General features: G+C 67.9%; 19 protein-coding genes and 1 pseudogene. 12 read left to right on the top strand and 8 right to left on the bottom strand.

Translation table 11 applies throughout. From position 1 onward, the window contains the following. Positions 1-34 precede the first annotated feature (34 nt). Genes leuS through holA form a run of 3 tightly spaced genes read left to right on the top strand, consistent with a single transcriptional unit; the run spans position 35 to position 4,291 of the window. On the top strand, positions 35-2,752 hold the full coding sequence (gene leuS / locus DY262_RS15540; RefSeq protein ID WP_116960020.1) for a leucine--tRNA ligase: 2,718 nt from the start codon (positions 35-37) through the stop codon (positions 2,750-2,752). A gap of 2 nt (positions 2,753-2,754) precedes the next feature. Beyond that, on the top strand, positions 2,755-3,234 hold the full coding sequence (locus tag DY262_RS15535) for an LPS-assembly lipoprotein LptE (protein ID WP_116960019.1): 480 nt from the start codon (positions 2,755-2,757) through the stop codon (positions 3,232-3,234). 4 nt (positions 3,235-3,238) lie between these two features. Then, positions 3,239-4,291, top strand: a complete 1,053-nt coding sequence (holA, locus tag DY262_RS15530; RefSeq protein WP_070399831.1) for a DNA polymerase III subunit delta — start codon at positions 3,239-3,241, stop codon at positions 4,289-4,291. Here holA and DY262_RS22040 read toward each other — a convergent pair. From DY262_RS22040 to DY262_RS15515, 3 genes and pseudogenes are all read right to left on the bottom strand, one after another. Then, complete coding sequence (locus DY262_RS22040) at positions 4,197-4,832, bottom strand: 7TM-DISM domain-containing protein (RefSeq protein ID WP_245981039.1); 636 nt, start codon at positions 4,830-4,832, stop codon at positions 4,197-4,199. The genes holA and DY262_RS22040 overlap by 95 nt on opposite strands. A 53-nt stretch (positions 4,833-4,885) precedes the next feature. Then, positions 4,886-5,158 (bottom strand): annotated as a pseudogene (locus tag DY262_RS22220) (7TMR-DISMED2 domain-containing protein); the annotation flags it as partial. A 269-nt stretch (positions 5,159-5,427) separates the two neighbouring features. Then, the gene (locus tag DY262_RS15515; RefSeq protein ID WP_425459299.1) at positions 5,428-6,393 is read right to left on the bottom strand and encodes an AraC-like ligand-binding domain-containing protein; all 966 of its coding nucleotides are present in this window, start codon (positions 6,391-6,393) and stop codon (positions 5,428-5,430) included. A gap of 198 nt (positions 6,394-6,591) precedes the next feature. On the opposite strand from DY262_RS15515, the gene DY262_RS15510 reads away from it, so the two are divergent. From DY262_RS15510 to DY262_RS21635, 8 genes are all read left to right on the top strand, one after another. Then, positions 6,592-7,788, top strand: coding sequence for an amino acid ABC transporter substrate-binding protein (locus DY262_RS15510; protein ID WP_116960016.1), 1,197 nt, complete (start codon positions 6,592-6,594; stop codon positions 7,786-7,788). Beyond that, complete coding sequence (locus DY262_RS15505) at positions 7,788-8,690, top strand: branched-chain amino acid ABC transporter permease (protein WP_116960015.1); 903 nt, start codon at positions 7,788-7,790, stop codon at positions 8,688-8,690. Before DY262_RS15510 ends, DY262_RS15505 begins: the two co-directional genes overlap by 1 nt. A gap of 6 nt (positions 8,691-8,696) precedes the next feature. Continuing rightward, positions 8,697-9,725 carry a branched-chain amino acid ABC transporter permease gene (locus DY262_RS15500; RefSeq protein WP_116960014.1) on the top strand — a complete coding sequence of 343 codons (1,029 nt, stop codon included), beginning with the start codon at positions 8,697-8,699 and terminating at the stop codon, positions 9,723-9,725. 7 nt (positions 9,726-9,732) lie between these two features. Then, the gene (locus tag DY262_RS15495; RefSeq protein WP_245981036.1) at positions 9,733-10,602 is read left to right on the top strand and encodes an ABC transporter ATP-binding protein; all 870 of its coding nucleotides are present in this window, start codon (positions 9,733-9,735) and stop codon (positions 10,600-10,602) included. Beyond that, a complete protein-coding gene (locus DY262_RS15490; RefSeq protein WP_116960013.1) occupies positions 10,599-11,411 on the top strand; it encodes an ABC transporter ATP-binding protein in 813 nt (270 codons plus the stop codon). The genes DY262_RS15495 and DY262_RS15490 overlap by 4 nt, the downstream gene beginning before the upstream one ends. A 50-nt stretch (positions 11,412-11,461) precedes the next feature. Beyond that, on the top strand, positions 11,462-12,916 hold the full coding sequence (locus DY262_RS15485) for an aldehyde dehydrogenase (RefSeq protein ID WP_116960012.1): 1,455 nt from the start codon (positions 11,462-11,464) through the stop codon (positions 12,914-12,916). 177 nt (positions 12,917-13,093) lie between these two features. Further along, the gene (locus tag DY262_RS15480; protein WP_116960011.1) at positions 13,094-13,336 is read left to right on the top strand and encodes a hypothetical protein; all 243 of its coding nucleotides are present in this window, start codon (positions 13,094-13,096) and stop codon (positions 13,334-13,336) included. Between the two features lie 237 nt (positions 13,337-13,573). Next, positions 13,574-13,942, top strand: a complete 369-nt coding sequence (locus tag DY262_RS21635) for a hypothetical protein (protein WP_147326243.1) — start codon at positions 13,574-13,576, stop codon at positions 13,940-13,942. A gap of 50 nt (positions 13,943-13,992) precedes the next feature. On the opposite strand, the gene DY262_RS15475 is transcribed toward DY262_RS21635, so the two are convergent. Continuing rightward, entirely contained in the window at positions 13,993-14,622 is a 630-nt protein-coding gene (locus tag DY262_RS15475; protein WP_245981034.1) for a hypothetical protein, read from the bottom strand. Positions 14,623-15,629: 1,007 nt separating this feature from the next. Between DY262_RS15475 and DY262_RS15465 the strand changes: the two genes are divergently transcribed. After that, complete coding sequence (locus DY262_RS15465) at positions 15,630-15,848, top strand: SlyX family protein (protein ID WP_116960009.1); 219 nt, start codon at positions 15,630-15,632, stop codon at positions 15,846-15,848. A 140-nt stretch (positions 15,849-15,988) separates the two neighbouring features. On the opposite strand, the gene DY262_RS21810 is transcribed toward DY262_RS15465, so the two are convergent. The 4 genes from DY262_RS21810 to DY262_RS15445 all read right to left on the bottom strand — a co-directional run bounded on the left by DY262_RS21810 (position 15,989) and on the right by DY262_RS15445 (position 19,688). Further along, the gene (locus DY262_RS21810) at positions 15,989-16,387 is read right to left on the bottom strand and encodes a hypothetical protein (RefSeq protein WP_181936526.1); all 399 of its coding nucleotides are present in this window, start codon (positions 16,385-16,387) and stop codon (positions 15,989-15,991) included. 522 nt (positions 16,388-16,909) lie between these two features. Beyond that, positions 16,910-17,551 (bottom strand): lysoplasmalogenase, encoded by a 642-nt coding sequence (locus DY262_RS15455; protein WP_116960008.1) that lies wholly within the window; start codon positions 17,549-17,551, stop codon positions 16,910-16,912. Between the two features lie 94 nt (positions 17,552-17,645). After that, complete coding sequence (locus DY262_RS15450; protein WP_116960007.1) at positions 17,646-18,113, bottom strand: GNAT family N-acetyltransferase; 468 nt, start codon at positions 18,111-18,113, stop codon at positions 17,646-17,648. A 90-nt stretch (positions 18,114-18,203) separates the two neighbouring features. After that, positions 18,204-19,688, bottom strand: a complete 1,485-nt coding sequence (locus DY262_RS15445) for an indolepyruvate oxidoreductase subunit beta family protein (protein ID WP_116960006.1) — start codon at positions 19,686-19,688, stop codon at positions 18,204-18,206. Positions 19,689-19,732: the final 44 nt, after the last annotated feature.

The raw sequence follows: 19,732 nt of genomic DNA, 5'->3' as shown, positions 1-19,732 counted from the left end.
CGCCCGTCCGGCTTCCCTGGTCTTCCCCGTTCCCATGCAAGACAAATACGCCCACCAAGACGTCGAGCGCGCCGCGCAGGCCCACTGGACCGCCCGCGACGCCTACCGCGTCACCGAAGACGCCGGCAAGCCCAAGTTCTATGCCTGCTCCATGCTGCCCTACCCGAGCGGCAAGCTGCACATGGGCCACGTGCGCAACTACACGATCAACGACATGCTCACGCGCCAGCTGCGCATGAAGGGCTACAACGTCCTCATGCCCATGGGCTGGGACGCCTTCGGCCTGCCGGCCGAGAACGCGGCGATCAAGAACAAGGTGCCGCCCGCGAAGTGGACCTACGACAACATCGCCTACATGAAGCGGCAGATGCAGGCCATGGGCCTGGCCATCGACTGGAGCCGCGAGGTCGCCACCTGCTCGCCCGACTACTACCACTGGAACCAGTGGCTGTTCCTCAAGATGCTGGAAAAGGGCATCGCCTACCGCAAGACCCAGGTGGTGAACTGGGACCCGGTGGACCACACCGTGCTCGCCAACGAACAGGTCATCGACGGCCGCGGCTGGCGCACCGGCGCGCTGGTCGAGAAGCGCGAGATCCCGGGCTACTACCTCAACATCACCTCGTACGCGGGCGAGCTGCTCGACCACGTGCAGATCGGCAACCCCAAGGCCACGCTCAGTGGCTGGCCCGACAAGGTGCGCCTGATGCAGGAGAACTGGATCGGCAGGAGCGAGGGCCTGCGCTTCGCCTTTCCGCACCAGATCCAGGACGCCAGCGGCGCCCTCATCGGCGACGGCCGCCTCTACGTCTTCACCACGCGCGCGGACACCATCATGGGCGTCACCTTCTGCGCCGTGGCGCCCGAGCACCCGCTGGCCACGCACGCGGCCGCCAGCGACCCGGCGCTCGCCGCCTTCATCGAGGAATGCAAGAAGGGCGGCACCACCGAGGCCGAGCTGGCGCTGAAAGACAAGGAAGGTCTGCCCACCGGCCTGAGCGTCACCCACCCCATCACCGGCGCGGCCGTGCCGGTGTGGGTCGGCAACTACGTGCTCATGGGCTACGGCGACGGCGCCGTCATGGGCGTGCCCGCCCACGATGAGCGCGACTTCGCCTTCGCCAGGAAGTACGGCCTGGCGATCCCGCAGGTGGTGGCGGTCGAAGGCGAAACCTTCAGCGCCGACGCCTGGCAGGAGTGGTACGGCGACAAGCAGCGCGGCGTCTGCGTCAACAGCGGCTTCCTCGATGGCCTGGGCTACCAGGCCGCCGTCGACAAGGTCGCCGAGGCGCTGGCCGCCCAGGGCCTGGGCGAGAAGAAAACCACCTGGCGCCTGCGCGACTGGGGCATCAGCCGCCAGCGCTACTGGGGCACGCCCATCCCCATCATTCACTGCCCCGAACACGGCGCCGTGCCCGTGCCCGAGAAAGACCTGCCCGTGGTCCTGCCCGAGGACTGCGTGCCCGATGGCAGTGGCAACCCGCTCAACCACCACCAGGGCTTCCACGCCGGCGTGGTCTGCCCGGTGTGCGGCGCGGCGGCGCGGCGCGAGACCGACACCATGGACACCTTCGTGGACTCGTCCTGGTACTTCATGCGCTACTGCGACCCGAAGAACAGCGAGCGCATGGTGGCCGAGGGCACGGCCTACTGGATGCGCGACCAGAAGCTGGCCACCGGCGGCAGCGGCATGGACCAGTACATCGGCGGCATCGAGCACGCCATCCTGCACCTGCTGTACGCGCGCTTCTGGACCAAGGTCATGCGCGACCTCGGCCTGGTCACGGTGGACGAGCCCTTCACCCACCTGCTCACGCAGGGCATGGTGCTCAACCACATCTACAGCCGCCGCACCGACAAGGGCGCCAAGGAGTACTTCTGGCCGCACGACGTGGACAACGTGCTCGACGAGGGCGGCAAGATCGTCGGCGCGAAGCTGAAGAACGCCGTCGGTGACCTGCCCGTGGGCACGCCCATCGACTACGAGGGCGTGGGCACCATGTCCAAGTCCAAGAACAACGGCGTCGACCCGCAGGACCTGATCGAGAAGTACGGCGCCGACACCGCGCGCCTGTACACCATGTTCACCGCGCCGCCCGAGGCCACGCTGGAGTGGAACGACGCCGCGGTGGAGGGCAGCTACCGCTTCCTGCGCCGGGTCTGGGGCTACGGCCACAAGCGCCGGGCGCAGGGCCCATCCGGTGCGTCGCAGGGCGCGCTGGCCGCGGGCGTGGGCCAGGCCACGCTGTCCCAGGCCGCCAAGGCGCTGCGACTGGAGATCCACACCGTGCTCAAGCAGGTGGACTACGACTACCAGCGCATGCAATACAACACCGTGGTCTCGGGCGCCATGAAGATGCTCAATGCGCTGGAGGGCTTCACGCCCGAGGGCGCGGGCGACGAGGCCGCCGCCGCCGAGGGCTTCGGCATCCTGCTGCGCTGCCTGTACCCGGCCACGCCGCACATCGCGCACACGCTCTGGAACGAGCTCGGCTACGCCGCGCAGGCCGGCGAGCTGCTGGACGCGCCCTGGCCGCAGGCCGACGCGTCCGCGCTGCAGCGCGATCAGATCGAACTGGTGCTGCAGATCAATGGCAAGCACCGCGGCAGCGTCACCGTGCCGGCCAGTGCCGACAAGGCCGCCATCGAGGCCGCCGCGCTCGCCAGCGAGGCCTTCGTCAAGCAGGCGGCCGGCGCCGCGCCCAAGAAGGTCGTGGTGGTGCCGGGCCGCCTCGTCAACGTGGTGGTGTGACCATGAACAGGCGTCTCCTGCTCGGCGGTGCGGCGGCCCTGGCCTTGCCGGCCTGCGGCTTCAAGCTGCGCGAGGCGCCGCACTTCGCGTTCGATGCCGTGCAGCTCACCGGCGTGGCCGGCTACGTGACCGTGCAGCTGCGCCGCGAGATGCAGGTCAACGGACTGCGTGTGGACGGCAACCCGCTGCCGCCGGTGATCCTCACCGCCCAGGTGGACCAGCGCGAGCGCGTGGTCGTGGGCCAGACGGCCGCCGGCCAGGTGCGCGAACTGCAGCTGCGCGTGCGCTTCCGCTTCAACCTGCGCACGCGCGAAGATCGCATGCTGATCGACGACAGCGAGCTGCTGCTCGAACGCGACCTGAGCTTCAACGAAACCGTGGTGCTCGCCAAGGACGCCGAAGAACAGATGCTCTACCGCGACATGACCACCGACATCGCGCAGCAGGTGATCCGCCGCCTCGCGTCGGTGCGCCAGCTCTGACGGCATGCAGCTCGCCGCGAACCAGCTCCAGGCCCAGCTCCAGAAGGGCCTGCGCAGCCTCTACACCCTGCACGGCGACGAGCCGCTGCTGATCCAGGAAGCGGGCGACGCCATCCGCGCCGCCGCGCGCGCCCAGGGCCACACCGAGCGCACCGTGCACACCATGGCCGGCGCGCACGCCGACTGGTCGGCCGTGCTGGCCAGTGGCGCCTCGTTGAGCCTGTTCGCCGACAAGCAGATCGTCGAGGTGCGCGTGCCCTCGGGCAAGCCCGGCAAAGACGGCTCGGCCGCCCTGCAGCAGCTGGCCGAGTCCGCCGACGGCAATGACAGCACGCTCACCCTGGTGGTGCTGCCGCGCCTGGACATGGCCACGCAGAAGAGCGCCTGGTTCGCCGCGCTCGACGCCCACGGCGTGACCGTGCGCGTCGACCCGGTGGACCGCAAGGCCCTGCCGCAGTGGATCGCCACGCGCCTGCAGGCCCAGGGCCAGCGCGTGGCCGCGGGCGAGGAAGGCCAGCGCACCCTGGCCTTCTTCGCCGACCGCGTGGAAGGCAACCTGCTGGCCGCGCACCAGGAGATCCAGAAGCTCGCGCTGCTGCACCCACAGGGCGAGCTGGGCTTCGAGCAGGTCGAGTCGGCCGTGCTCAACGTGGCGCGCTTCGACGCCTTCAAGCTGGCCGAGGCCGTGCTGGCCGGCCAGGTGGCGCGTGTGCAGCGCATGCTCGACGGTTTGCAGGCGGAGGGCGAGGCGCCCGTGCTGGTGCACTGGGCGCTGGCCGAGGACATCCGCACGCTCAACCGCGTGCGCGGCGCGGTGGACGACGGCCGCCCGCTGCCCATCGCCCTGCGCGAAAGCCGCGTCTGGGGCGTGAAGGAAAAGCTGGTCGAGCGCGTGCTGCCCACGCTGGGCACGGCGCAGCTGGCGCGCTGGCTGGACGACGCCCACACCGTGGACGGCATCGTCAAGGGCCTGAAGTTCCCCGACTGGCCCGCCGAGCCCTGGCAGGCCCTGCACCAGCTGGCGATGAAGGTGGCGCGCGCCTGCGCGCCGCGCTGAAACGGCAGCGCCGAAACGCCTGCTCAATGCACGGCCGGCGCCAGCTGGGCGGCACACGCCAGCGCAGGCCGGCCTGCTGCGCGCGCGTGGCGAACAGGGCGTCGATGCGTTCAAGCATGCTCTGCACCGAGAACACCTCGAACTCGGGCAGCAGGTTCTCCCGGTCCAGGCGCACGTTCATGGCCAGCGAGGCCATCAGCTCGTCGGCGGAGAACAGGGCCGAGCGCATCTGGGTCAGCGCCTGCGATGGCATGGGCTGGGTGTTCTGGCGCGCCAGGCTTTCGGTGGCCAGGCTCAGCGCGTAGAGGGGCTGCTGCAGGTCGAGGGTGATGGCGGCCATGAGGGGAGGCAGCACGCCCATGCGCGCGTGCCGCGACCACAGGAAGCTCGGCCCGAAACCGGTGCTGCTGAGCTGGAAAACGCCCAGGCCAATGCCGAAGGCGATGCAGTAGCCATAGGCGGGGTCGCGCAGGCGCAGCGCCAGGAAGCCGTTGTAGGCCAGCAGGCCCGCCAGCAGGCCGAAGTAGCCGCCCAGCAGCACGTGCGCGCGGGTTCGGGGTTGTCGGGCCGCGTGCCTTGGGTGGGGCCCAGCCCGGCCTCGGCCCGCCCGACCACTCGGCCTTCGCGCATCTGCACCCATTCCACCCACTCGAGCTGCGGCGTGCCGACCACCCAGGTCCGCTCGATAGGGCGGGCCGAGCGCAGCGTCAGCCGGAACCAGATGGGGTGCGGCACGAAGCCGAAGTTGCCCTGGTTGAGCCGGCGCTCGCGCAGGGGCCGCCAGCCGCCCGGCGGGGCTTCGCCGGACTCGGGCCGCCAGCGGCCCGTCTCGTCGATGAAGTACTCCAGCTCGTCGGTCAGCGGCACCGAGGCGGCCTGCGTGGGCACCTCGAACACCGGCTGGGCCTGGGCCGCCGGGCAGAGCCACCAGAGGCTCAGCAGCAGCCAGCACCCGCCGATGCACCGCCAGACCTTGGTCCCTCGCCGACGCGGCGGGCGCGTCGACGGCGGCGAGGTCGAGGGGGTTGCCACGGGGCTTGGTATACGGGCGGGGGGTAGCCCATGAGAGGTCGGCCGGCCCGCTCCCGCCTGCGCCGATTGGCCGCGGGCGCCACGGCCATTCGACCGATGGCCCTTCAGCCGGTGGTGCCGGCCTGGGCCCGTTCGCGGTAGGCCGACGGCGTCTGTCCCGTGTGCTCGCGGAACACGCGGCTGAAGTGCGCGGTGTTGTTGAAGCCCCAGGAAAACGCGATCTCGGTGATGGTGCGCGTGGCGCTGGCCGCGTCGCCCAGCTCGCGCATGCAGCCCTGCAGGCGCTGGCGCAGGATGTACTGCGCCAGCGTGTCGTCCTCGGCGCTGAAGGCCTTGTGCAGGTGGCGCTTGCTGCAGTTCATGGCGCTGGCGATGTGGTCCAGCGACAGGCCGGGGTCGCGCAGGTGGCGGCCGATGTGCACGCGGATGCGGTCGCGGAACGCCTCCAGCTGCGTGCGCCCGTCGCCGCGCCCGGCCAGCTCCAGCAGCGACAGCCGCACCAGCTCCACGATGGCTTCGCCCGCGCCGCGCGCGGCCGACTCGCTCATGCCGGGCAGCTCCTGGTAGGTGGTGCGCATGGTCTCCAGCGCCACGCGCGCGATGCCCGAGACGCCGCCGATCTGCCGCGCCATCAGCGGCTCCAGCGCCAGGCCGCGCTCGGCCAGCTGGGCCTTGGGCAGCATCACGATCAGGTGCTCCACCTGCTCGGGGTTGGCCACGGCGTAAGCGTCGGTGGTGTCGTAGATGGCCCAGCCGCCGGGCCGCACCCAGGCCTCGCGGCCCGATTGCTGCACGCCCGCGCTGCCGCGCCAGGGCGCCACGATCTTGAGGTAGGGCCGCTCGCCCGCGCGCGCCTGGCGGTCGCTCTTGATCACACGGTGCCGGTTGGCCTCCAGCCGCGTCAGCACCACGTCGCCCGCCTGCGAGGCGCTCATGTGGCCCTCGAAGTCGGTGTCGCCGTAGAGGTCGGAGTCCAGGCCGCCGAAGTGCGTCCACACCCACTCGCGCCAGATCGCCGCGCGCTCGGCGGGCGCCACGGCGTCGGTGCTCATCGGGGTGGGCTTGCTCACGGGGCTTGGGGGGTGGCGGGGCGGGGCTGCCATTGTTGCGTGATGTCCCCGCCTGCGCGAGGGCGTGGCATTGCGGGTAAACCCGCATCGCCATGCGCGATTGGTCAAGCGGACCGTGCACCCACGGTACAGCGGCGCGCGGGGGCTTTTCCTACCATGGCCGCGTCCGAGGACACCCCCCAACACCAGGAGACGAGCATGGCCATGAGCAACCGCCGAGTGATGATCCAGCAGACCGCCGCCGCCGTGGGCGCCATGGCGGTCGCCCCGCAGCTGATGGCGCAGAGCGCGCCGGTGCGCGTGGGCTACAGCATGTCGCGCACCGGCCCGTGGACGGGCGGCGCCCAGACCAGCCAGGAGCCCAACTTCCTGCTCTGGGCCGAGCAGCAGAACGCCGCCGGCGGCCTGGACGTGAAAGGCGTGCGCCGCAAGATCGAGCTCATCAGCAGCGACGACCGCAGCGACGTCGAGACCGTGGTGCGCACCTACGAAAAACTCATGGGCAGCGACAAGGTCGACCTCATCCTGCCGCCCTGGGGCTCCAACGCCAACTTCGCCGTCGCGCCGCTGGCCAACCGCTTCGGTTACCCCTTCCTGGCGCCCACCGCGCTGTCCAAGCGGCTGGTGGACCTGAAGCTGCCCTACTTCTTCCTGCTGCTGCAGCAGCCCAAGCCCATGTGCGACGCCCTGGTCGACATGCTCAAGGCCAGCGGCGCCAAGACCGTGGCCTGCATCTACGTGGACGACCTGTTCGGCCTGGAGAACTACGCCGCCCTCAAGGTGGCGCTGCAGGGCAGCGGCATCAGCCTGGTGCAGGACACCAGCTACCCCGGCGGCGTGAAGGACCTCAGCCCCACGCTGCGCGCCATCAAGGACAAGAACCCCGACGCGTTCGTGGGCTTCACCTACCCGCCCGACACCATCCTCGCCAGCCGCCAGGCCAAGGAGATCGGCTTCAACCCGAAGTTCTTCTACGCCTCGGTGGGCACGGCCTTCCCGCTCTACAAGAACGTCATCACCGCGGCCGGCGCCGAAGGCGTGCTGGGCATGGGCTCCTGGAACAGCAAGACCAGCCCCGGCGCCAAGGCCTACTTCGACGCCCACGTGGCCAGCCAGAAGAAGGAGCCCGACCGCTGGGCCAGCGGCGCCTGCTGGGCCGGCATGGAGATCCTCACCAATGCCGTCAAGCAGCACGGCCTGGACCGCAAGGCCATCCGCGACTACGTGGCCAACACCACGCACAAAACCATCCTCGGCGACATCAGGTTCCAGGGCAGCGAGAACGTGGGCACGCCCGGCACCGTGGGCCAGTGGCAGAACGGTGAGTTCGAGGTGGTGTGGCCGCAGCAGGTGGCCACGGCCAAGCTGAACCCGAACAAGCCCGCCTGGAAGTGATGTCGTTTTCCGCCTGGATCGAGCTGATCGCCTCCGGTCTCATCACCGGGGGCATCTACGCGCTCGTCGCGCTGGGCCTGAACCTGCAGTACGGGCTCATGCGCATCCTCAACATCGCGCACGGCGAGTTCCTGATGGTGGGCGCCTTCATCACCTGGATGGCGGCCGCCACCTTCGGCCTCTCGCCGCTGTGGATGATCCCGGTGTCCTTCGCGCTGCTCATGGCTATCGGCGTGGCCGTGCACTGGCTGTGCTTTCGCCGCCTCACCGCCACCTCGCCCAACCTCGACGTGTTCGAGGCGCGCGGCCTCATGGTCGCCTTCGGCCTGATGTTCTTCGTGCAGAACGCCATCTCCTGGATCTGGGGCGGCGACCTGCGCGGCTACGACTACCTCACCCAGCCCTTCGCCATTCCCCTGCCTGGCGGGCAGGCGCAGTTCGCGGTGAACAAGCTGCTGGTCTTCGGTCTGGCCCTGCTGTTTGCGGGCGCGCTCATCGTGCTGCTGCGCACCACCCTGCTGGGCAAGGGCGTGCGCGCGCTCATGCAGTCGCCCACCGGCGCGATGCTCGTGGGCATCGACACCAAGCGCCTGCACCCGCTCATGTTCGGCATCGGCCTGGGCCTGTCGGGCGTGGCCGGCTGCCTGCTGTCCATGGCCTACACCATCAGCCCGTCCATGGGCGAGCCCTACACCGTGACGGCGCTCATCGTCATCACCCTCGGCGGCTTCGGCAGCATGGGCGGCGCGCTCGCGGGCGGCCTGCTGCTGGGCGTGATCGAAGCCATCGGCATGCACTTCACCAACCCCTCGCTCAAGGCCTTGCTGAGCTACATCGTGTTCATCGGCGTGCTGTTGCTGCGCCCCGAAGGGCTGTTCTCGCGCAAGACGCGAAAGGCCTGACCCGTCATGACCTCCCGACAGTTCCTCATCCGCGACCTGCTCGTGCTCTTCGGCCTGACCGGCTGGGCCGTGGCCCTGCCCGGCTTCGGCAGCGACTTCGTGATCTCCATGGCGCTCACCTGCCTGATGTACATCGCGCTGTCCTCGAGCTGGGCGCTGTTCTGCGGCAGCACGCGCTACCTCTCGCTCGCCACCTCGGCCTTCTTCGGCATCGGCGCCTACACCAGCGCCATCGGCCTGGAGACCTTGAGCTGGCCCGTGGCCATCGCGGCCGGTGCGGGCCTCGCGGCCGTGGTGGCGGTGGTCATGGGCCTGGCCGTTCTGCACCTGCGCGGCACCTACTTCGCCGTGCTCACCTTCGGCATGACGGAACTCATCCGCCACGCCATCAGCTACTTCGAGAAAAGCGTCACCGGCACCGTGGGCCGCGTGCTCATGGTGGTGCCCGAGCGCGACACCATCTACTTCACCGTGCTGCTGCTGGCGGTGCTGGCGGTGTTCCTGTCGATCGGGATCCGCCGCACGCGCTTCGGCCTGGCCATGCAAGGCATCGGCGCCGACGAGCAGCGCGCCCAGACCCTGGGCGTGAACACGCGCCTGGTCAAGACCGCCGGCTTCGCGCTCACCGCCGCCATCGCCGGCGCCGTGGGCGCGGCCATGAGCGTGCGCTGGACCTACATCGACCCGCACACGGTCTTCAACCCCTTCATCGGCTTCCAGACCGTGCTCATCGCGCTCATCGGCGGCGCCATGACCCTGTGGGGCCCGCTGATCGCGGCCATCGTCTTCAGCGTGCTGGCCGAAACCCTGCGCCTGCAGGTGCCGCAGGTCTACATGATGTCGCTGGGCCTCTTGCTCATTCTCTCGGTGCTCTACCTGCCGGGCGGGCTGGCCTCGGTGCGCGCCGACACCTTCAAGGGCTGGTGGCGTGACCTGAAGGCCTGGTGGAAGCAAACCAAAGACGACCTGAGTGGCGAGACCGCGCGCCGCAAGCGGCGCGAGAAGCAGCAGCGGGAGGCGCGCCATGTCTACTGAGGCCAACATGGAGCCCCCACGCTCCGCCGCTGCGCGGGTCGCTGCCCCCCAAGGGGGCGCGGCCGAGCTTGGGGCGGCCCGGCGCTCGACCCAGCCCCTGCTGGTGGCGCAGGACATCACCGTGCGCTTCGGCGGCCTCACCGCCGTCGACCAGGTCAGCGCCAGCTTCATGCCCGGCGAGCTGGTCGGCATCATCGGCCCCAACGGGGCCGGCAAGACGACCTTCTTCAACGCCATCTCCGGCGTCACCCAGCCCACCAGCGGCCGGCTGGCGCTGCACGGCCGCTCCCTCGCGGGCCAGGCGCCGCACCGCTTCGCGGCCCGGGGCCTGGCGCGCACCTTTCAAACGCCGCGCACCTTCGGCGACATGCGGGTGCGCGACAACATCGCCTTCGGCCTGAAGTTCGCCGGCCGGCGCCGGCGCGAGTACCTGTTCTGGGGCGACGAGGTCGGCGTGCCCTGGGTGCTGCGCACGGCCGACAGCATCCTCGGCCTCATCGGCCTGGGCGCGCAGGCCGAGCTGCCCGCCGCCGCCATCACGCCCTCGCAGCAGCGCCTGCTCGAAATCGGCATGGCCCTGGCCACGCGCCCGCAATTGCTGCTGCTCGACGAAGTGGCCGCCGGCCTCACCGAGAACGAGGTGGAGGACATGGCCCGCCTGATCCGCCGCCTGCGCGACGAGCTGGACCTTACCGTGGTCTGGATCGAACACGCCGTGAGCACCCTGCTGCGCCACGTGGAGCGCGTCATCGTGCTGCACCAGGGCCGCAAGATCGCCGACGACGTGCCGCGCGCCGTCATCCGAAACCCCGAGGTCATCGAGGCCTACCTGGGCGACGAGATGGGCGACGCCGAAGCCGAAGGGGCCGCCGCATGATGTGGTACCGCCAAGACCCCTTCCGCCTGGGTGGTGCGAACCAGGCCCAGCTCAAGATCGACGGCCTGAGCGCCGGCTACGGCGCCTTCCTGGTGCTGCGCGATTTGAAGCTCGAAGCCCGGCCCGGCCTCACCGTGGTGCTGGGCCCCAACGGCGCCGGCAAGACCACGCTGCTCAAGGCCATCAACGGCCTCATCCCGCGCCAGGGCGCGGTGCTGCTGAACGGCGAAGAGCTGCCCGAAAAAACGCATGAGATCGTGCAGGCCGGCGTGGCTTTGGTGGCCGAGGGCCGCCAGCTCTTTCCGCAGATGAGCGTGACCGAGAACCTGGAACTCGGCGGCTGGCTGGTGCCCAAGGCCGAGCGCGCGCGCCGCATCGAACAGGCCTTCAGCGACTTTCCCAAGCTGCGCGAGCGCGCCCACCAGCTGGCCGGCACCATGAGCGGTGGCGAACAGCAGATGGTGGCCGTGGCGCGCGCCATGATGTGCGCGCCGCGCCTGCTCATGCTCGACGAGCCCTCGCTGGGCCTGGCGCCCAGGATGGTGGACGAGCTGCTCGGCATCGCGCGCCGCATCGCCGACGCCGGCACCACCGTGCTGATGGTGGAACAGAACGTGAAGAAGGCCCTGGCCGTGGCCGACCGCGGCTACGTGCTGGAGCGCGGCGCCATCGTCGCCAGCGGACCCGCGAAATTGCTGGCGCGCTCCACCGTCATCCGCGAGGCCTACCTGGGCGCCGACAAAGACCCGGCCACGGGCACCACCAACGCCGCCGACGCCGTGCAGCGCCGCAAGGCCGTCGCCGCCTGATCGAACCCCACACACGCCAACTCACGACCGCACACGCTCAAGGAGAACCCATGTCCGACCTGTCCATGCTCATCAACGGCCTGAAGGTCACCGCCGAAAAAGGCGCCACCTTCGAACGCCGCAACCCGCTCGACGGCAGCGTGGCCACGCGCGCGCCCGCCGCCAGCCCGGCCGATGCCGTGATGGCCGTTGAAGCCGCCGCCGAGGCCTTCAAGACCTGGAGCGAAACCGGCCCCGGCGAACGCCGCGCCCTGCTGCTGAAAGCCGCCGACGCGCTCGAAGCCAAGACGCCGAAGTTCATCGAAGCCGTGGCCAGCGAAACCGGCGGCACCGGCATGTGGGCCGGCTTCAACTGCATGCTCGCCGCCGGCATGATCCGCGAGGCCGCCGGCCTCACCACGCAGATCTCGGGCGAGCTGATTCCCTCCGACGTGCCCGGCTCGCTCGCCATGGGCGTGCGCCAGCCGGCCGGCGTGGTGCTCGGCATCGCGCCCTGGAACGCACCCATCATCCTGGGCGTGCGCGCCATCTGCGTGCCCCTGGCCTGCGGCAACACCGTGGTCTTCAAAGGCAGCGAGAACTGCCCGCGCACCCACCAGCTCATCGTCGAAGCCTTCCAGGACGCGGGCTTCCCGCCCGGCGTGGTGAACTACATCACCAACGCCCCGGCCGACGCGGGCGCCGTGGTGGAAGCCATCGTGGCCCACCCGGCCGTGCGGCGCGTGAACTTCACCGGCTCCACCAAGGTCGGCAAGATCATCGCCATGACCTGCGCCAAGTACCTCAAGCCCGTGGTGCTGGAACTGGGCGGCAAGGCGCCCATGGTCATCCTCGACGACGCCGACATCGACGACGCGGTGAACGGCGCGGCCTTCGGTGCCTTCGCCAACAGCGGCCAGATCTGCATGAGCACCGAACGCCTCATCGTGGACAACAAGATCGCCGATGCCTTCGTGAAGAAGTTCGGCGACAAGGCCAGCAAGCTGCCCGTGGGCGACCCGCGCAAACCCGAGCCCGTGGTGCTGGGCTCGGTCATCGGCATGAACACGGTGAACTTCTGCAACGAGCTCATCGACGACGCCCTGGCCAAGGGCGCCAAGCTGGTGTGCGGCGGCAAAAGCACCGACACCCTGATGCCCGCCACCGTGCTCGACCACGTGACGCCCGACATGCGCATCTACCGCGAAGAAACCTTCGGCCCGGTGAAGTGCGTCGTGCGCGTGAAGAGCACCGAGGAAGCCATTGCCTGCGCCAACGACAACGAATACGGCCTGAGCGCATCCGTCTTTGGCAAGGACATCGCGCGCGCCTACAACGTGGCCCGCAAGATCGACAGCGGCATCTGCCACGTCAACGGGCCCACGGTGCACGACGAAGCGCAGATGCCCTTTGGTGGGGTGAAGGGCTCGGGCATCGGCCGCTTTGGTGGCAAGGCCGGCATCGCCGAGTTCACCGAGCTGCGCTGGATCACGGTGCAGACCACGCCGCGGCACTATCCGTTCTGATTGGGGTACTGCGGAGGGGGAGGGCAAAGGCCCTGGAGGCGGGAGCTTCCAGGGCCTTTGTTTTGGTGGGTGATTCCGTCTTCACACAAAGGATGTCAGCGGTGTGCCTCAAACACCGCCACGGGTTCACCGCTCAACTCAATACTCACTCCCTTCACATCACCCGGGAGTTGAGCGATGAGCCTATCCAGACATGTCATCAAGGCGAGCTTTCAGTCGCTGCACGAGTACCGAGAGAAGGCCTCCGCCCTGGCCAATGCCGCGCTGACGGTGATGCGCGAACAACGCGAGAACCAGCCGCCGTCCGATGGAGAGTTGATCGTTGGGGTTCTTCTGGGTTTGTTGGAGCGGAGGGACGATCTTCTCGACGCCGAGGCCGGCTTGGGCAGCATGTTGGATCGGGTGGCATCGGGGGCTTGAGATCGGGTCGCGAAGGCGAGGGTGGCTGTACGACGGCTTGAGACTGGACGTGGTCACTCAATCTCTGAGTCTGGCGGACCGCTTCGCAGCGGGTGCGCCCGGTCGATCTGCTGCGCTGAATGTGCGCTCTACGCCACGTTCCGGTCGTTCGCCCTCGATACGACTAGATCGACGACTCGCAGTTGGCTTGGTGAGGGCTAGACTGCCGCAATCGGCCAGAAGCGGACGGACCTCTCAATGCTCAAACTCATCGCGATATTGGTGCTATCAGGCAATCTTCAGGTCGCTGTTGAGCAATCCAACGGCTACGCGGAAGCAACTTTCAGCAACTCCGAAGCTGGGGCACAGGAACTTATCGAGTTTGCGGAACGGACTTTAGGAGATACGCCTGATGGCGTCCGCATCGTGGTTGGATGGCTCGATGATGCGGACAACGATGAGTACATCATCGCTGCCCTCGCAGAGCTCGACATCAAACACGGACTGGTAGTGCCAGACGATGTCAACAAGGCGGCGTTGGAGTTGCAACTTCCCCAGCCGAATGCTCGCGCTGTGGCGGTAGCCGACGAGAAACGATTTGGCTTCCTCTACCGGAAGAAGCGGTAGGAATCGAAGTCCGCTCTGGGCCCAAAGCTGACCTATGTGGAGTCGTCGTGCTAGAAAACTCCGGCCCGGCCTGCAAGAAACTCCTGCCGCCAACGCTTGTAGCCTTCGAGTTCCGCCTCCTTGACTCCAGCATTCCCTACAAGCGTCTGCCCCTGTGCGGCACCAGATGCTCGATTTGGAACGTGGTCGATCTCGACTCGCCAACTTCCGCTCTGCGCCGCAGCACTCGCTTCCTCCATTGAGGAAAACTGTGTGGCGCCATAGGCGGCGCTCACGATCAGCAGGTAGTCGTCCTCCGTCGCCGTAAACAACTTTCCTTGAATGAGGATCGACTCGCCTGCTCTCATCTGATGGCGGTCCACTTTCAGGATTTTGTTAACTGCGAACTTACCTTCGCCCCTCATGCTCACGAGAAGATCGCCTTCTTTGAATGCAAACACCTTGAAGTCAGGCGGGAAGTAGCTTCCCGCTTCAACAGACATGGACATGAGAATAAAGAGTGCTGTAAGGAAAATGCGCATGGAGGAGCCAAGGCCTATGGATTCAATGCCCGCTTCTGGCCGATAGCGCCATGCTAGCTCAAGCTGGACCGTGCCCAAAGCAGCTGTCGAGACACGCGTCGATTGCGTATGCGGGTCAACGCGAACAACTTTTAAGCGGCTCTGATCGAACAGGTACACGTGAGGGAGCCGGCAGGTGAGGCGCTAGTCTTGTCAATGATAGTGAGCATCTACGACCATCGATATTGAACATCGCCTCATAGTCAGCACCTGCCTCTGGAATGAACTGAAGACCGGTAATGCAGTATGTTTCGGTCGTACCAATTACGTTGGAGCCAGCAAACGAGGCAGTGAAATTGACGGCAAGGGAAAATGGCTTTCCGGCCAACACCGTGGTCTCCACCATGTCCCCAGGCAGAACAGGGGGTAAAGGCATGCCTAGCAGAGGTCTCGATTGAGTTTGCAGATGCTTTACCGAGCCTTCAAGTATCGCAATCTTCTGGCCGAACCCATCGCTGTTATGCGGTCCCAAGCAGCCTTCCGGCGCGGCCAAAACCATCGTTTGAACCCCTCTCGAGGCCTGCGCAACCCGTAAGCGCGCCGTCTCCGAATTGGATTGAGGGGGTGTATAGGTTGCTATGCACCCGGTGAGTAAAAAGGTGCTGGAGACAAAAATTATTGAGCGAAACACCTTCCCCATATTGATCATCGTCTCTCCTCGCATGTATATAAATCCAATGACCGCTCATGGCCGAAGACCGTCATGCTAGCTGAGACTGGCTCAGTTGATGAGCCATCGCTTCCGGAAGGCCCGACCCTACTGGTTGTAGAGAAACCAAGCCAAGAAGCACAGGCCCACGATGAACAACAACAGACAGGTCACTGCGATGCGGTCTGCTGCTTCTTGACTCAGTGCGAAGTGGCGACGGAGCACCTCGCTGAGTGCAGTCGCTGGGGCGTCGAATAGCAGTGAAAGCAAGCCCTCCTCGATTGCCATGGCGCCTCCTGTGACAACTTCCGCTTCTGGCCGATGGCCGCCATGCCAGGTGAGACTGAACTGAGCCCGAAGCGGCTGATGTGGGACCCAAATCCAGCAGGAGAGGCGTGGGCATCGACCCAGGAGGTTGCCGCTCCGCCCAAGCCTCCTAGCGCGTTGGTCAACCGCGTGACGCGAGACAATACTGCCGATGGAACCCACCGACGCTGATGCCCGCCTCACCCATCTCGAGATCAAGGCGAGCTTCGCCGAAGACCTACTGGACACGCTCAACGAGATCGTCGCGCGCCAACAGGCCCAGATCAATCGCCTCACCGCTGAGCTCTCCACGCTGCGCAACCAGATGCCCACGGCTGACGGCGCCCCCGTCTTTCGCAGTCTGCGCGACGAATTGCCACCGCACTACTGAGCAAGCCCAGTAGCCCGCAAATACGGTCTTTGATGGCGATCTGCGGGCGCTCTAGACCGTTCAAGTTGCTCTTCGTTGCACACGCTGAACGACCGCTTGATGTCAGAGTTCGGTCGCTGCAGAAGCAGCCGCTTACCCCCTCAAACCTTCATCGCCCCCCAAGTCGTCGTCTTCGCAAACGCCGCAAACTCACGCTTCGTCGCCCCCACCTTGCTCTTGCGGCTCCAGGTTTCACCCGTGGGCAATTGGTAGGTCACACCGATCTCCGGTGCATTCCCCTCGCTGTCCAGATCGCCGCGCTCCTTGGCCCGTCGGGGGCTGGTGAAGCCCGCGCCTTCCGCCAGCTCGGCCAGCGTCTCCTCCGCCTCGTGGGACTTCATCATCTTGATGAGATGGATGACGGCGTCCTTCTTCGTCTTGCCCATCAGACTGAGCTTGTCCGACAGGAAGTTGAGCGTGGATTCGAATTCCTTCGTCGCCTGTTCCTCGGCCTGTTTCATCAAGCGCTCCGCGTATTCGCGGAGTTCGGTCGAGCTCATCTTGGACGTGTCTTTGTGGGGTGGGTTGGACACAGGCGCTCCTGCAAATGGGGGGGGGTGGCGGTGGGGTGGGTTGCGCGCACCGGCCGTGGCATGGCGCTTCAGGCCGCGCGCGGTTCAGCGGCAGAGGTGAGAGTCTAGTGGTGTGGAGAAGGGCCGCCGCCATGGGCGCGGCCGACACGAAGCTAAGGCCCGCATCCTTGGCCACCTGTGGCACGCCCTTGGCACGGGCGATGCCGGCAGCGTCGTCGGGTGCTTCGGCGAGCCAGGCGTCCAGGTAGGCGGCCATGTCTTCGGGACTGTTGAGGTACGCCACCACGTCGTACGGCCTGGTTTTGGTCTTGCGCTTGTTGGCGGGTTCGGCTTTTCGCATGGCGTTCACTCCTCGTGGCCTTTGGCCATGGCAATGGCCTGGGCGATGTCTTTTGCCTGGGTGGATGGGACACCACCGATCCAGAACTCCAGCAGCACTTTGCCGGGCCTGCCCCTTGGCCTGAGAGCGGGGTATCTGGATGGTGCGCGTCATGGCGTTGCGACCGACCACGCCAACAGCACCTGCGCCCCAAAGTACGTCGGCCACCCCCACAGGTGGTTCGTCGGCGAGGACCGAACGAAGCGCTCCCGCCCCACCGCGATGTCGGAGATGGCGAACAGCACCGCCCCCAGCAGCACGATCCAGCGCCCCGTCGCCACCGCATGCCCCGTGGCCGCCACGCACATCGCCAGGATCACCCCCACATAGGCCAGCACCGGCCCCTTGAACGCGCCCGGCGTGTGCGGCAGCAGCCAGCGCAGCACCCCGAAGCCCGCCGCCACCGCGAGCAGCAGCGCCACGCCCATGGCCGGCCAGCTGAGCGGGCCGGCCGCAAAAGCCGTGGCGTACAAGCCGTGCGACAGCAGGAAGGCCGCCAGCCCGGCCATGAAGGCGGCCGATCGCTGCCCCAGCAGCAGCGCGTCCCCCAGCCAGCCCAGCAGCAGCGCGCCCAGCACCCATTGGCCGTAGCGCGATTCCATCGCACCCAAGGCAATCGCCAGCGCGACGAAGCACGTGCTGGCCCCCAGCTTGGTGATCATCCGCGCCAGCGGCCATTGCAGCCGGTCGACCACCAGCTGGGCGATCACGAACATTGCGCAGGCAGCGGTCAGGGCGGTGGGCAGGGTCATGGGAAGCAGGTCGCCAGGCCAAGGGCGGTGCGAGCTTAGCCGCCCGCCGGCCACCCCATGCAAGGGCTGACCCTCAGTGCGTGGTGCCTGGCGATCAACGCACCGCCTTCGACATGGGTTGTCCGCGCAAGCCAAAGGCTTGAACGGCAGGCCCCGTCGGTAGGAAGCCGTTGCGGCGGTAGAAGGCTTCCGCGGTTCGGGTGCTGTCCAGGCGAAGCGTCGACAGGCCTTGCGCGGCGGCGCGCCGTTCGAGGGTTTGCAACAAGGCCTTGCCAAGGCCGGTGAAGCGCGCCTCCGGCGTCACATAGCAGAGCAGAATCTGGTCGCCGCGCGACATGCCGAATCCGTGGACCGCGCCGTCCCGCTCGCCCACGATGCAATGGGCCTCGTGGTCCCTCAGCCAGGCTTCAACGCTGGCCACGGTCTTGTTGCGAAGCCAGCTTTTCAACAACTCGGCGTCGCCTTGGTGGTCGTCGACGCAGCATTCGGTGATGGACCGTCGGATCACGGCGCAGATGTCGGCGGCGTCGTTGGTGGTTGCAGAGCGGATGTGAGGGGCCATGGCGTGGTGAAGGATGGACAGACAGTTTGGTCCGCCCGAATGATGGCCTCTGGTCCACCCGCGCGGCAGGGGCGGTATCGGAGCCCGCCCTCAGGCCTGCGGCCGCCGCACGATGCGGATGGGCTGCGCCACCACCGGCCGGCCCAGCGCGCCCGAGAGCTGTTTGCCCTGCGGGTCGGCCAGCGCGGCGAGCCGGATCTCGCGCAGCCGCTGCGCCGGGGTGCCGGGCTGTGCCGCGTCGAGCAAGGCCGTGAGGTTGCGGTGCCCGCGCCGGTTCGTTTCACCGTAGCCCTTCACCAGGTTGCCGGCCAGCGCGATCTCCAGCGCCGCCGCCGGGTCGGGCAGGTGGCTTTCGATGGCGTCGAGCCAGCGCTGGATGGCGGCCTGTTCCTGCGCATAGCGGAATCCATGGCGCCGAAAGACCTTGAACGAGCGCAGCGCGCACAGCACCAGGAAGCCGCGCAGCGTGTCGGTGCGCACCAGCAGGCCCCGGTGCCAGGCGCGGCCCTCGGTGGCCTTGAGCAGCGCACGGGCCAGCACCGGCGGCAGCAGCGAGGCGATCTCGTCGATGCCGGGTTTCAGGTACTCGGTGGTGCGCAGGGCGTCGCTGGGCTTGGCGCCCACCTCGCGGCGCACGCGCTCCAGGCGCTCGCGCCGGGTCTTGAGCTGGGCCACGCGCACCACGTCCTCGTAGCACATCCACAGGGCCAGGTAGCGCGCGGCCTCGCGCGTCACGGCCCAGTCGCTCTGGCCCAGGCGGCGCTGCGCGTCCAGCAGGCGCTCCACGGCGTCCAGGTACTGCTCGGCGTAGCGCGCATCCTGGTAGTGGGTGGTGAGCTCGACGCCCGAGGCCACCACCTCGTGCAGCGCGGCCGGCCAGGCGCGGGCGCGCGCGGGCAGGCGGTCGGTGCCCTGCAGGCGTTCGGTCAGTTGGGTGCTGGCCTGCACGCGGCCCGAGGCGGCCTCGAAACCGGCGGCGAAGCCGCGCAGGCTGGCCTGCACCGCCTTGCCGGAGCGCTCGATGGCCTGCTCGCATTGCTCGCGCGAGAAGGGCAGCACGCCCGAGCCGGCCATGGCGCCGAACAGCACGGTGTTGATGACGGTGCCGTGCTGCTGCGCCAGGGCGCGCATGTCCAGCAGCACGGCGGCGCGGGCCTGGGCCTGCGCGGCCTGCAGCACGCGCTCGCTGTCGAAGCGGCCGTCGCCCATGGCGGCCTTCTCGGACACCGCGTACTCGCGGTGGGTGGAGGCGATCAGCAGGGTCTTGGCCGGGTGCACGTAGCCGTTCTGGATGGCGCGGCCGGCCTCCACCAGTTCGGACGCCACCATCAGGTCCACCTGGCCCGCCGTGGGCGTGAGCGAGAGCACGGGCTCGCGCCCGCCGAGTTCGGCGCGGCGCTGGGGAAAGATCTCCACGTAGTAGGTGGTGGCGCCGGTGCGCTGGGCCACGCCGGGCACCGAGGTGCTTTGCACCGGGAAGCCGGCCTGCATGGCGGCGTCGACCAGCCAGTCGGACAGCACGCCGCCGCCTTCGCCACCCATGGCGCCGATGAGGATGCACAGGGCCTGTGTCATTGGATTTCCTTTCGTGCAGCGCACTGCAGGGCTGAGCGCCTGGG

This window comes from Hydrogenophaga borbori (assembly GCF_003417535.1).
Lineage (GTDB): Bacteria > Pseudomonadota > Gammaproteobacteria > Burkholderiales > Burkholderiaceae_C > Hydrogenophaga > Hydrogenophaga borbori.
The sequence above is the reverse complement of the archived record's forward strand: the minus strand, read 5'-3'. Positions and strand labels throughout refer to the sequence as shown.

Coding starts and splice junctions, on each gene's coding strand:
- leuS (WP_116960020.1), top strand. CDS start 35: ATGCAAGACAAATACGCCCACCAAGACGTCGAGCGCGCCGCGCAGGCC.
- DY262_RS15535 (WP_116960019.1), top strand. CDS start 2,755: ATGAACAGGCGTCTCCTGCTCGGCGGTGCGGCGGCCCTGGCCTTGCCG.
- holA (WP_070399831.1), top strand. CDS start 3,239: ATGCAGCTCGCCGCGAACCAGCTCCAGGCCCAGCTCCAGAAGGGCCTG.
- DY262_RS15510 (WP_116960016.1), top strand. CDS start 6,592: ATGGCCATGAGCAACCGCCGAGTGATGATCCAGCAGACCGCCGCCGCC.
- DY262_RS15505 (WP_116960015.1), top strand. CDS start 7,788: ATGTCGTTTTCCGCCTGGATCGAGCTGATCGCCTCCGGTCTCATCACC.
- DY262_RS15500 (WP_116960014.1), top strand. CDS start 8,697: ATGACCTCCCGACAGTTCCTCATCCGCGACCTGCTCGTGCTCTTCGGC.
- DY262_RS15495 (WP_245981036.1), top strand. CDS start 9,733: ATGGAGCCCCCACGCTCCGCCGCTGCGCGGGTCGCTGCCCCCCAAGGG.
- DY262_RS15490 (WP_116960013.1), top strand. CDS start 10,599: ATGATGTGGTACCGCCAAGACCCCTTCCGCCTGGGTGGTGCGAACCAG.
- DY262_RS15485 (WP_116960012.1), top strand. CDS start 11,462: ATGTCCGACCTGTCCATGCTCATCAACGGCCTGAAGGTCACCGCCGAA.
- DY262_RS15480 (WP_116960011.1), top strand. CDS start 13,094: ATGAGCCTATCCAGACATGTCATCAAGGCGAGCTTTCAGTCGCTGCAC.
- DY262_RS21635 (WP_147326243.1), top strand. CDS start 13,574: ATGCTCAAACTCATCGCGATATTGGTGCTATCAGGCAATCTTCAGGTC.
- DY262_RS15465 (WP_116960009.1), top strand. CDS start 15,630: ATGGAACCCACCGACGCTGATGCCCGCCTCACCCATCTCGAGATCAAG.
- DY262_RS21810 (WP_181936526.1), bottom strand. CDS start 16,387: ATGAGCTCGACCGAACTCCGCGAATACGCGGAGCGCTTGATGAAACAG.
- DY262_RS15455 (WP_116960008.1), bottom strand. CDS start 17,551: ATGACCCTGCCCACCGCCCTGACCGCTGCCTGCGCAATGTTCGTGATC.
- DY262_RS15450 (WP_116960007.1), bottom strand. CDS start 18,113: ATGGCCCCTCACATCCGCTCTGCAACCACCAACGACGCCGCCGACATC.
- DY262_RS15445 (WP_116960006.1), bottom strand. CDS start 19,688: ATGACACAGGCCCTGTGCATCCTCATCGGCGCCATGGGTGGCGAAGGC.